A 9169-nucleotide genomic window follows, 5' to 3' on the forward strand; every position below is an offset into this window, starting at 1 on the left:
GGTTTTGTTTTCTTTCTGCTACTCTCCAGTATTGGTCTAATTTTTTTAAATTGTTCTTTACTTATATCGCTTGGATAGCTTTTTTGCATAGATATACCTCTTTCTTAACTATGCTTATTTTACCTCATATTTTCGAGATCCTTAACAGGTTCTTAGACCATTTTGATCAATTTTTTACTATTACTGAAGTAAGCAATAAAAAAAATAGAAGTGAATTAATGAACCTCGCAAGGGCATATAAGATGATAAGTGAAGAAGATCCAGACAAAATACAGGATTTTTTAGCTACTCAAACAAAAAGTTATTCATATGAAATAATGTTACCTGAAATTGATAATTTTCTATCACAAGCTAGGTGATTTTATCAATAATTTCATTGTGTACGTGATTATCATTTTTTGTTTCAATTCCAGTGATAACACTGCACCTAACGGGCTCTTTTATGGCTATTTCCTGAAATCCTTTTCTGACCTTATTGTAAAAATTAACATCCATTTCTTCATATTTATTCTTGTCTTTTGCTCTATTTAACCCAACTTTAACATCAATATCTAGAATGAATGTAATATCTGGATATTTAATTTCCACTAGCTTATGTAAGTCCCTTACTAGCCCTAAGTCAACTCCAAACCCATATCCTTGATATGCAATAGTTGAATCAATAAACCGATCACAAATCACTATTTTTCCTTCTGCAAGAGCTGGTAATATTAATTTTTTCATATGTTCGCGCCTCATCGAGATAAGTAGCAAGAGTTCAGAAATAGAATCAATATTATTCGTTAACAATACTCCTCTTATCTTTTCTGCAAAATCAGTGCCACCTGGTTCTCGAGTCAATACCACATTATTTTCGCCGTGAATTTGCTTAAAATGATTTGCAAGTAGCTTAGATTGTGTTGTTTTACCAGAGCCGTCTATTCCTTCGAAAGTTATGAACATAAGTTTTATAATTATAATACTAAAAAAGAATATGCAAACAGTATACATAGAAACCGTTTGACATTTAAATAATAAGACCGTAAATTACATATGGTATGATAATAGTCTATGGTTGCCCTGAATACTCCTAAAGTCGATTTTGGTTTTACTGCAAAAGATTTTAATCTTTTGGGAGTAGACAATGAATATTATGCATTAAGTGACTATTGTGGAAAAAATAGTCTTATTATAATGTTTATATGCAATCACTGTCCTTACGTTCAGTCAATTATTAGCAATCTGGTAAGCGATGTTGATCAATTGAAAAAAGATTATCAGGTAAACACCGTTGCAATAATGCCAAATGATGTAAACGAATATCCAGAAGATTCCTTTGAAAATATGATTAATTTTGCCAAGGAAAATAAGTTTACATTTCCATATTTAATTGATAGTACACAGAAAATAGCTAAAGAATACGGGGCTGTTTGCACTCCTGACTTTTTTGGCTTTAATTCCGATTTAAACCTTTGCTATCGTGGACGTTTTAATAACACAAAAAAAGAAAAGGTTCAAAGCTATGAAGTAGGAAGTAGTGACTTATTTCAAGCTATGAAATTTATTGCAGAAACTGGTAATTCTCCAAATGACCAAAAATCAAGTATTGGCTGCTCAATTAAATGGTCTAATTCTACAGGTTAAATATCATGCACAGTGGCTCTCAGCATTTGTTTGATATTATAATTTTGCTTTCTGCTGCTGTGTTTATAGTCATAGCGTTTTGGAAAATGAATATTAGTCCAGTGCTCGGTTACTTCGTTGCAGGTGCAGTTATTGGTTCTCATGGGTTTAATCTGATACACTCAGCTGAAGCAATGGATAATCTTGCAGAATTTGGTGTAGTTTTCCTATTATTCATTATAGGCCTTGAATTGACATTTGAACGCCTGATCGCTATGCGTATTCATGTATTTGGGTTCGGTTCTCTTCAAGTTATAGTTACCATGGTAGCAATATGGTGCATCGCTCTTGCTTTCGGAGTGAATACGAATATAGCAACAGTTATTGGTGGTGGGCTTGCGCTATCCTCAACAGCAATAGTGTTGCAGGTTCTGCAAGAAAAAGGTTCTCAAGCAAGTCAGGTTGGTAGGTTGTCAATAGCAGTACTATTAATGCAAGATTTTGCAGTAGTACCATTAATAGTATTGGTACCTTTACTTGCTGGCAATTCTGAGCACAGCCTGATAAGCTCATTGGCAGGTTCATTGGTGCAAGCAGCTATTGCATTAGTGCTGATATTTATAACTGGTAGATTATTGCTTAGACCTTTATTTTCGGTTATTGCTAAAATGGAAAGTAATGAGGTCTTTATATCAACAACGCTTTTAATAGTATTAGGAGCAGCATTTATTACTGAGCAATTCCATTTATCGTTGGCATTAGGTGCATTTGTTGCTGGATTGTTAGTTGCAGAAACAGAATACAGACACTCAGTGGAACACGCGGTATTACCATTTAAAGATTTGTTTCTTGGCTTATTTTTCATGACTGTTGGTATGTCCATCAATACCGAACTTTTACTCAATAAGTTACCACTAATTACTTTATTATCGGTTATCCTTATCGTTTTAAAAACATCTATCATATATATATTGTGTAGATTTTTTGGATTTAAGAGTGCACCTGCTATACAAGCTGGGTTACTGCTTTCACAAGGCGGTGAATTTGCGTTTATTTTATTTCGCTTAGCAGATGAGCTAAATGTGCTACCAAGTGAAATCGCTCAAGTACTTATGATGGTAACTACAGTAACCATGGCTTTCACTCCTCTTTTATCGGGGCTTGGAGATTGGATAGCAAACTCATTTAGCACTGAGAAAACAATATTAGATGATGAAGCTGTTGAAACAGATACACAAGATCTTTATAACCATGTGATAGTTGCTGGATTTGGTAGAGTGGGATATATGGTAACAAAAATGCTTACGGCAGAGCATTTAAGTTACGTTGTTGTAGATATTCAATCGAAAATAGTCAAAGAAGGAAAAAGTGATAGTTTTCCTATATATCTTGGAGATGTTACAAGATGTGAAATTTTAAAATCGGTAGGAATAGAAAGAGCTCAAGCTCTCGTTATTTCAATAAAGAATGAGGTTACTATAAAAAAAGTTGTTTCTTTAGTTGCAGCAAATTTTCCGCATGTAAATATTGTAATACGCTTACCAGATCTGAGTAATGTGGAGGTTTATAGAGATCTGGGAGCTAGTAAAATTATTCCTGAAACATCTGAGATAGGATTGCAGCTAGGTGGAGCTGCACTGAGCCTTAGTGGTATTAGCGAAAGTGGAGTTACGTCTTTAAAAAGTAGATTCAGAAAAGGCAATTACAGTATGTTAAAAGACCTTGGTAGTGATAAAGATGAATAACTACTTTTCTAATTTTATGTACAGAAAGCTTCAAGCTTTATTGAGGTTTTGCCTATAGTAAATTACGCACATAATCAACCAAGTTAAGGAAAGTGCAAACCAAGTGATTGCATATTCCAAATGCTTCATTGGCTGTATAGCTACTTTGCTGCCAAAATTGTTCGGCCACAATGCACACTTCTCTAGCTTAATACCTAACTCATTGGAAATTTCTTCTGTACTCAGGCTAAACCATGTATTCGAAGCAGTATCGTTCTCGATAAACCAATTTTTACTTTTATTGCTATCGCAATATAAAATTCCATCTGCAACTACTTTTTCAATTTTTACTTTTTTCTCCTTTTTTTCTCTGACTATTCCTTTATTCACCAACATGTAACGTCCAGTGGTGAGCAACATAGGAGACAGCACGTGATAGCCGTGTTGCCCTGCAAAAACATATAGTTCCATATCACTTAGAATCCCATCAATCTTGACATGCCTATAGTTAAATTTTTCAAGGTCGTTATTGGGCAATAGATGAACCACTGGAAGACTCATACTTTTAATAATATTATTCTTCCAGTTCAATCTGAATATTTGCCATAACCCTAATAAAAAAAGAAGTGAGCAAGGTATAATTAAAATAAATACTATCTTTTTTAACACTCTATATTTGTGTTCTTAAATAGTTTTCAACACCCATTAGCTCAATAAGATCGGTCTGTTTCTCAATCCAATGGAAGTGCTCTTCTTCATTTTTTAACATCTCTTCTAATAACATTACACTAACAAAATCTTTTTCTTTCTCAGCGATAGAAATCGTTTCTTTGATATCCTTGATACCTTTTCCCTCTAATTTCAAATTAGCTTCTAAGATTTTCCGTATTGTGTCTTTTGTAAACTTTCCATCATACTTTGATATTTCATTTGTATCTTGAAAATTTGGTACACCTTTAAGCAATAAAATCCTTTCTGCCAACTTGCTTGCATGTTCAAGTTCTTCGTTAAGCTCATTTTTTACCTTTTCTGCAAGTCTATTAATTCCATTGTTTTTGAGCACTGCAAAATGTAAAAGATACTGGCGTACAGAAGTCAGCTCATTGGTCAATAATTTGTTCAAATGTTTTACTATCTCTTCATTCATAATCTTCCCTTAGTTCAATTTATCAGCATAATTTATATGATAACGATGATTATAGCAACTCATTTAATAGCTCCTTTGATAACAACCGTATTAAATAGCATGTCGTGGTATGTCTGTTTCTTTTTAGAAAAACAAGCAACTAGATACCAATAGAGGGTGAGCAGCACTATCATTACTTTCAATGCACTCAAGACATTCACTAATACCTCCTGATCTTGCAAAAATTCAGTAAGGACAACTACTACACTGTTTAACAAAGGAAGAAAAAACTGGGAAGTGCTTCTGTCAAACGCTAAATTCAAGTCTATTTTAGAATTATCTAAATTGATAGTACATATATTCATTAACTGTTGACCTGGAGTTGCTTGGGTCTTTGAAGATATAAAATATGTGAAGTAACTACAATTTACACACATGTATGATAGATGTAAGATCAACGGAGAATCCTCTAATAGCAGTATAATTAATAAAGTTGGAATTAATAAAATTGCTACATCTATTAAATATGCGCAAAAGCGCCTTTTTATGCTGGCAATCTCTGTCATTACCTATCTTCTAAATACTTTATTACAAAATTTGTAAGCTTATCAAAATGTTGAAAACATAACAAATCTTCATAACCGCTTATTGATTGACCGTATATAATAGGTAAACAATTGGCGTTTTGTGCACACAGAACATCTGTGATGCTATCACCAACGAAAAACACATTTTCTCTATTTATAGGCAACGTACTCTCTTCTAGTGCAAATAACAAAGGGGTTGCAGATGGTTTATCTTCTGCAGTATCGCATGACCCAACCACTCTTTCAAAGTAGGAATCTAGTTTAAAATAGGCAACTTCTTTACGTAAATTAGTATTTTTCTTATTACTTACTATTGCTAGATAAACATTGTGGCTTTTCAGTGTCTGCAACATTTTCTCTACTCCTTGATTCAGAGCGATGTTTTGCAATAGCGCATCATCTAAATATTGTTGATATATCTGATTTGCTTTTTTCCACTGATCGCCAAACAAATTGACCATATAGCTCTTTCTCGACTCGTGGGAATTTCTATCAGCAGCTTTATTACTATACCCCATTGAGTTTATGGTATACTTAATAGCATTAAAAATGTTATCTTGAGTGTCAACTAAGGTGTTATCCCAATCGAATACTACTGCTAATGAGCTATCTTTCATCTCTTATATAATTATACATTTTAACTTAATAAGTAAATAGCATTTTAATAAAAAAAATATAAAAAGGACGTTCTTGATAAACACTCTTTACCACAAGTTATGTTAACTGTTTTTTATATAATGAGCTAATATACTGGTTATATGATATGCTTTAATAGGTAATAGGTATGGCCCAGACATCTCAAGAAAGTGTTGAAAAAAAGTTTAAAGACGTTGTTGAACGTTCTCCAGGTGCTTTTCCAGAAGGTACCTCATTAGAAGAGAAGGTTAATTATATCGCAAAAGGAACAGAGGCTCTAAAAGCTGTGAAAAGTAAGGAGCTTGAGAACAAAATGAAAAACGTTGCAGAATTGAGTCAGAAATTTGAAAGTCAAAAAGGACGTGCAGATGAAAAAGTACGTCAAGATTTTGAAAGAATTGCTGAGCTTGACCAGCAATATAAAGGGAAGGACATCTTCACAAGTGAAAAAGTTGCAGAGCCAAAAAGTGACAAAAAACTCCAAGACACTCCGAGAAAAACTACAACAGCAGTTAAAGACCTTGAACATAATACACAAAAAAAGACTACTGAAGCTTCTGTGCAAACAGCATCAGAGCACGATTCACAAACCGTTAATCCCTCAGTGAGCAAGAGTTCTATAAAAGAGAAGCTCAACACTGAGCCGGACAAAAAAGATACCACGCCTCAACCACAAGAAAATCAAAAAGAAGAAGGGTTTTTGAGTCTTCTGAAGCGCTTTGTTAAGAAAATATTAGAAAAATTTTTAGGTGAAGGTGAAAAGGATGTAGAGAATGCTCGTGGCATGAAAGAAGATGCTCAAAGAGATACGTCAAATAACGAAGAGCAACAAAAGAGTAAGCAGCTTGATGAAATTTTAAAGGACAAAAGTGTAAGCGAGGGTTTGAAGCAGGCAACAAAGCTTGAGAACCCGGCAATAACGCCTGTTAATACTCCTAAAGTGAATGAAGTAAACACGGGTCGTGAAAGGTGATCCGCTTTCAAGCTTCATTATACCGCCACGAACCGTCATACCGCCGCGGTATCTCATCCGCTAACAAGTAGCGGGATGACGATTGTCAGGGTATCATCCCAGTGTCCCTATGATGTCATCCCAGTGCCCTGACTACTTGGATCTAGCAAGCTTTGCTTGCAAATAAGTCTAATACGCGTCGCGTTTTATGCCAAAACACAATTGGAGTTACATGCAAAATAGATCCCAGTGTCAGCTACTCGGATGACAAAAAAAGGAGCACAGGGATGACACCATTTGTTGTATTTAACAAAGTTCGTACTTAGCTTCATGTTAGCTATAAACATTAAGAAATTTACCAAGCGAAAAAAAAGGCAAAAGAAGCCCCAGCTAATATCTATTTTAGAACATTGGCATTTTTTAAGTCTTAAACACTGCAATTTAGCTGCTTTTAAATGCAACCCACCTTAGTTTAAATGTTTAAGAAATTTACTAAGCAGAAAAAAAGGCAAAAGAAACCCCGTGTTAGCTAGTTGTCACTCCCTAATCCTGCAAATTGGCGTACTATACTGTCTTAAACGACTTATAAGCGCGTTTCAGCTTGTGTAGGTAAAAACCTAGAAATATTGTGAAGACATAAGGTGCACATAGTGCAAAAAATCAAAAATAAGACGCCAACTACGTTGTTTTCTTGCTGTTTAATCTGCACAGATGAAGATAACTGAATGCCTTCGGTTTCGTGATAAGGGGGCTGGCGGAGTTTGTCAAGTAAGTTTTTTCGTTTCTAACGGTTGTTGCCAAAAACTATGCAAGAAGTCTATTGACAGGTGATTAAATTATAATGTAGCCTATCGCCGTATATCCGGGGGTGGGTTGTTGTGAGGCTTTTTCACTTTTTATTCTTGTTAATGTGTTTTTCTCTGTATTACTATGCGGGTTTTATATTTTCGCCCTGCCCAAAAGCTACGGTTTGCTTTTCACCTGGAGAAGATTGTGCTGTACCGATAATCAACGTAATAGATCAGTCTAAAAAATCTATCTTAGTTCAAGAATATACATTTACTCTTGGAACAGTTGCAAAATCTTTGATAAATGCTAAAGAACGCGGTGTTGATGTTAAAGTCATCTTAGATAAATCGCAACTCTACTCAAAATATAGTGTTATAAATGAATTATTTTCAGGTGGAGTACCAATTTGGATCGATGATAAGCCAAAGATTGCTCATAATAAGATAATGATTGTTGACAATCAAAAAGTCATCACAGGGTCATTTAACCTTAGTAAGACAGCTAAAAAAGGAAATGCTGAAAATTTATTAATTATTACAGATTATCCTGAATTGATTCAGCAGTATGTGAAAAACTGGGAGGCACGAATGTCACAATCTTACAAATACGCTCCCAACTAATCGAGAGCGCTTGCTCAAAATCAGTTTTAAAAACAGCAAGGGAGAGCTTTTTTGATTGATTGGCATAATGATTATGATATAATGAACTAAAAATTTAAGGAATAAAGTAATGGATTATATAAATGATGCTGCCGGTGGCTACACTGCTATTCATGATTTTTTTCAAAACAACGGTGTTGGAGATTACAAAGTTCAATGCAATTATGGTGGGGTGCCGTATGCTACTGATGAGTACGTGCATTCTGGCGATAAATTTTGGAGTAATAATTTCATAGACTCACATTTTGGCAGGGAAATAAAAATGTATCCTCAAAGTGAACTTTTAGCTAAAGAATATGCTGGAAATACGTTGCCAGTTTCAATATCACCAGATAAGGATTTAATAAAAATGAAGGAATGTCAGAAAAAAACGAAATTTGTGGAACTAGAAAGGGAGTCAGGTGATTTAGTGCATGATAAGCAGAAGTATGTAAAGTGTTACACAACAAAGCTATCATATGATGATGTACATATTTACAACAACGATAAAGTTTCAACATTTAGCATAAAATACGACGTGCCAAATGATCCGAAATACAGTTTAAATATAACATTTACAAAGGTTAATGATAATAAACCAGGATTTTGGCAGAAATTTAAAAATATGTTTTAACGTGACCATTCACTGGTTTTTACTCAATTAACCAACAACAGTTAATATCAAATTTTTATAATTAAAAAATATGCTATTTTTTAAAACTTTCATTCTCCTTGACTCTGTCAACTTCACAAAACAACTCTTGGACCAAATGTATCTGGCATAACACCTTTTGGTAACTTGCTACTTCTTTTTTTCCGCATCTCCGACAATAGCCATTGATATTCCACTACATAAGGCTTGATTTTTGGTAGATCAACTTTTTTATGAATAATATAGCTCTTTTTACAATAATCCGAACAGACCGTAATATGCTACTGGCCTGCTATAGCCATAAACACATATCTTATCGCATTCGGACTATTATAAGAACCTGTTAAGGATCTCGAAAATATGAGGTAAAATAAGCATAGTTAAGAAAGAGGTATATCTATGCAAAAAAGCTATCCAAGAGATATAAGTAAAGAACAATTTGAAAAAATTAGACCAATACTGG

10 protein-coding genes and 2 pseudogenes are annotated in these 9169 nt (G+C 34.1%); 6 read left to right on the top strand and 6 right to left on the bottom strand.

Annotation, left to right across the window (positions count from 1 at the left end; genetic code table 11):
- Nucleotides 1-359: pseudogene (locus tag OZD63_RS06195) on the top strand (hypothetical protein); the annotation flags it as partial.
- Here the strand turns inward: OZD63_RS06195 and tmk are convergent.
- Nucleotides 352-942, bottom strand: coding sequence for a dTMP kinase (gene tmk / locus OZD63_RS04510; RefSeq protein ID WP_274979792.1), 591 nt, complete (start codon nt 940-942; stop codon nt 352-354). The pseudogene OZD63_RS06195 and the gene tmk overlap by 8 nt on opposite strands.
- A 108-nt stretch (nt 943-1050) precedes the next feature.
- On the opposite strand from tmk, the gene OZD63_RS04515 reads away from it, so the two are divergent.
- Both OZD63_RS04515 and OZD63_RS04520 read left to right on the top strand, forming a co-directional pair.
- Nucleotides 1051-1623, top strand: coding sequence for a thioredoxin family protein (locus tag OZD63_RS04515; protein WP_275008245.1), 573 nt, complete (start codon nt 1051-1053; stop codon nt 1621-1623).
- A 5-nt stretch (nt 1624-1628) separates the two neighbouring features.
- Complete coding sequence (locus OZD63_RS04520; RefSeq protein ID WP_275008247.1) at nt 1629-3347, top strand: monovalent cation:proton antiporter-2 (CPA2) family protein; 1719 nt, start codon at nt 1629-1631, stop codon at nt 3345-3347.
- 30 nt (nt 3348-3377) lie between these two features.
- On the opposite strand, the gene OZD63_RS04525 is transcribed toward OZD63_RS04520, so the two are convergent.
- The 4 genes from OZD63_RS04525 to OZD63_RS04540 are packed head-to-tail and all read right to left on the bottom strand — an operon-like array spanning nt 3378 to nt 5656.
- Nucleotides 3378-3995, bottom strand: coding sequence for an SURF1 family protein (locus tag OZD63_RS04525; protein WP_275008248.1), 618 nt, complete (start codon nt 3993-3995; stop codon nt 3378-3380).
- Between the two features lies 1 nt (nt 3996).
- Nucleotides 3997-4473, bottom strand: a complete 477-nt coding sequence (bfr, locus tag OZD63_RS04530; protein WP_274979789.1) for a bacterioferritin — start codon at nt 4471-4473, stop codon at nt 3997-3999.
- Between the two features lie 59 nt (nt 4474-4532).
- Entirely contained in the window at nt 4533-5018 is a 486-nt protein-coding gene (locus OZD63_RS04535) for an RDD family protein (protein ID WP_274979790.1), read from the bottom strand.
- Entirely contained in the window at nt 5018-5656 is a 639-nt protein-coding gene (locus tag OZD63_RS04540) for an HAD family hydrolase (protein WP_182321159.1), read from the bottom strand. The genes OZD63_RS04535 and OZD63_RS04540 overlap by 1 nt, the downstream gene beginning before the upstream one ends.
- 167 nt (nt 5657-5823) lie before the next feature.
- Here OZD63_RS04540 and OZD63_RS04545 point away from each other — a divergent pair, with 167 nt between their 5' ends.
- The 3 genes from OZD63_RS04545 to OZD63_RS04555 all read left to right on the top strand — a co-directional run bounded on the left by OZD63_RS04545 (nt 5824) and on the right by OZD63_RS04555 (nt 8688).
- A complete protein-coding gene (locus tag OZD63_RS04545) occupies nt 5824-6648 on the top strand; it encodes a hypothetical protein (RefSeq protein WP_274979791.1) in 825 nt (274 codons plus the stop codon).
- Between the two features lie 857 nt (nt 6649-7505).
- Nucleotides 7506-8036, top strand: a complete 531-nt coding sequence (locus tag OZD63_RS04550; protein WP_015589462.1) for a phospholipase D family nuclease — start codon at nt 7506-7508, stop codon at nt 8034-8036.
- A 109-nt stretch (nt 8037-8145) separates the two neighbouring features.
- Nucleotides 8146-8688, top strand: a complete 543-nt coding sequence (locus OZD63_RS04555) for a hypothetical protein (protein WP_274979996.1) — start codon at nt 8146-8148, stop codon at nt 8686-8688.
- A 122-nt stretch (nt 8689-8810) separates the two neighbouring features.
- Here OZD63_RS04555 and OZD63_RS04560 read toward each other — a convergent pair.
- Nucleotides 8811-8963, bottom strand: a pseudogene (locus tag OZD63_RS04560) (IS66 family transposase); the annotation flags it as partial.
- Nucleotides 8964-9169: the final 206 nt, after the last annotated feature.

The sequence above is a fragment of the Wolbachia endosymbiont of Drosophila leontia genome (assembly GCF_028981785.1).
GTDB lineage: Bacteria > Pseudomonadota > Alphaproteobacteria > Rickettsiales > Anaplasmataceae > Wolbachia > Wolbachia pipientis.

Bases quoted from the DNA above. Each gene is read 5' to 3' on its own strand.
- OZD63_RS04520 (WP_275008247.1), top strand. From the start codon at position 1,629: ATGCACAGTGGCTCTCAGCATTTGTTTGATATTATAATTTTGCTTTCT.
- OZD63_RS04515 (WP_275008245.1), top strand. From the start codon at position 1,051: ATGGTTGCCCTGAATACTCCTAAAGTCGATTTTGGTTTTACTGCAAAA.
- OZD63_RS04535 (WP_274979790.1), bottom strand. From the start codon at position 5,018: ATGACAGAGATTGCCAGCATAAAAAGGCGCTTTTGCGCATATTTAATA.
- OZD63_RS04540 (WP_182321159.1), bottom strand. From the start codon at position 5,656: ATGAAAGATAGCTCATTAGCAGTAGTATTCGATTGGGATAACACCTTA.
- tmk (WP_274979792.1), bottom strand. From the start codon at position 942: ATGTTCATAACTTTCGAAGGAATAGACGGCTCTGGTAAAACAACACAA.
- OZD63_RS04555 (WP_274979996.1), top strand. From the start codon at position 8,146: ATGGATTATATAAATGATGCTGCCGGTGGCTACACTGCTATTCATGAT.
- bfr (WP_274979789.1), bottom strand. From the start codon at position 4,473: ATGAATGAAGAGATAGTAAAACATTTGAACAAATTATTGACCAATGAG.
- OZD63_RS04545 (WP_274979791.1), top strand. From the start codon at position 5,824: ATGGCCCAGACATCTCAAGAAAGTGTTGAAAAAAAGTTTAAAGACGTT.